Source organism: Flammeovirga sp. OC4, assembly GCF_000812565.1.
Classification (GTDB): Bacteria; Bacteroidota; Bacteroidia; order Cytophagales; family Flammeovirgaceae; genus Flammeovirga.
Genome location: NZ_JTAM01000081.1, coordinates 1 through 1,370, shown reverse-complemented (window position 1 = coordinate 1,370; position 1,370 = coordinate 1). Strand labels below are relative to the sequence as shown.

General features: G+C 47.3%; 1 protein-coding gene. It reads right to left on the bottom strand.

From position 1 onward, the window contains the following. Window positions 1–1,370: phosphopantetheine-binding protein (locus tag PL77_RS25945; protein WP_044211717.1), on the bottom strand; the 1,370-nt coding region annotated here is incomplete at both ends.

Sequence of the window (1,370 nt, the reverse complement as noted above, 5' to 3'; positions counted from 1 at the left end):
ATGTACTCAGCAATCTGAGCTAACGTTCTCAACTCGGCTAATTCTTGAGGATCTACTCCTTGAACTGATGGATTCGCTTCTGTCATTGCACCGAAGATCTCTACACGTTTGATAGAGTCGATACCTAAATCAGCTTCCATGTCCATACCCATTTCTAACATCTCAGCTGGGTAACCTGTCTTCTCTGCGATTACTTCTAAAAGTGATGCTTCGATTTCTGCGTTAGTTACGCCACCTGAAGTTGGTGCTGCTGCTGGAGCTGGTGTTTCAGCTACTGGTGCAGGAGCTGCTGCCGGTGCTGATGTTGCACCTGCTTTTCCTGAAATATATTCAGCAATTTGAGCTAATGTTCTTAACTCTGCTAATTCTTGTGGATCTACGCCTTGAACTGATGGATTAGCCTCTGTCATCGCACCGAAGATCTCAACACGCTTGATAGAGTCAATTCCTAAGTCAGCTTCCATATCCATACCCATTTCTAACATCTCAGAAGGGTAACCAGTTTTCTCAGCAATTACTTCTAAAAGTGATGCTTCGATCTCTGCGTTGGTTACGCCACCTGCTGCTGCTGGAGCTGGTGTTTCTACAACTGGCGTTGCTGCTACTGGAGCCGCCACTGGTGCAGGAGCTGCTGCCGGTGCTGATGTTGCACCTGCTTTTCCTGAAATATATTCAGCAATTTGAGCTAATGTTCTTAACTCTGCTAATTCTTGTGGATCTACGCCTTGAACTGATGGATTAGCCTCTGTCATCGCACCGAAGATCTCAACACGCTTGATAGAGTCAATTCCTAAGTCAGCTTCCATGTCCATACCCATTTCTAACATCTCAGCTGGGTAACCTGTCTTCTCTGCAATTACTTCTAAAAGCGATGCTTCGATTTCTGCGTTAGTTACGCCACCTGAAGTTGGTGCTGGTGCTGGAGCTGGTGTTTCTACAACTGGCGCTGCTGCTACTGGAGCCGCCGCTGGTGCAGGAGCTGCTGCCGGTGCTGATGTTGCACCTGCTTTTCCTGAAATATATTCAGCGATTTGAGCTAATGTTCTTAACTCTGCTAATTCTTGTGGATCTACGCCTTGAACTGATGGATTAGCCTCTGTCATCGCACCGAAGATCTCAACACGCTTGATAGAGTCAATGCCTAAATCAGCTTCCATGTCCATACCCATTTCTAACATCTCTGCTGGGTAACCTGTCTTCTCAGCGATTACTTCTAATAATGATGCTTCGATTTCTGCGTTAGTTACGCCACCTGCTGCTGCTGGAGCTGCTGTTTCTTGAACTGGCGCTGCTGCTACTGGAGCCGCCGCTGGTGCAGGAGCTGCTGCCGGTGCTGAAGTGGCACCTGCTTTTCCTGAAATATATTCAGC